Below are 474 nucleotides of genomic sequence, written 5' to 3' on the forward strand. Positions count from 1 at the left end.
GTCCAATGCCACCGCAGTCCACTGGTCCCCCTTGCGCAGGGCGCCTGCGTAGATGAAGCGCTTTGCGTTTTTGGGTACGTCGTAGTCGTAGAAGCGGCGCTGGTCCCAGCCGTCGCTCGGTGCGGCATCGGTGGCCACCATGAACTTCGGAGTGATCCCCATCGCCTTCCAGGCTTCGGCCACCACCGCATCCGCATCCTTGCCGCTGGCATCGATGATCGCCATGCGCCCGCCATTGGCTTCGGGTGGCATCAGGAACACCGCGTTGCCCTCAACGCGCTGAGTCCATCCCTCGGGCAGGACGAACGTGGTGCCGCGCGGCGTGGCGGCAGGCGTGTCCTCGGCTGCGGCCTGGGTGACGCCAGCCGTCGCATATGCCGGCGCTGGGCCCAACACACAGGCAGCAAGGGCGATCGAAAGGGCGGTCGAAAGGACAGTGCGATGCATGGCGATCTCCGTGGGTCGGCGTTCGGG

The 474-nt window shown here is 66.7% G+C and carries 1 protein-coding gene; it reads right to left on the minus strand.

Translation table 11 applies throughout. The annotated features are described in order from the left end of the window. Nucleotides 1-447 (minus strand): hypothetical protein (locus J1781_RS00435; RefSeq protein WP_217233027.1); only part of this gene is annotated, 447 nt, incomplete at its 3' end. Nucleotides 448-474: the final 27 nt, after the last annotated feature.

Origin of the sequence: Rahnella perminowiae (genome assembly GCF_019049695.1) — a bacterium.
GTDB lineage: Bacteria > Pseudomonadota > Gammaproteobacteria > Enterobacterales > Enterobacteriaceae > Rahnella > Rahnella perminowiae.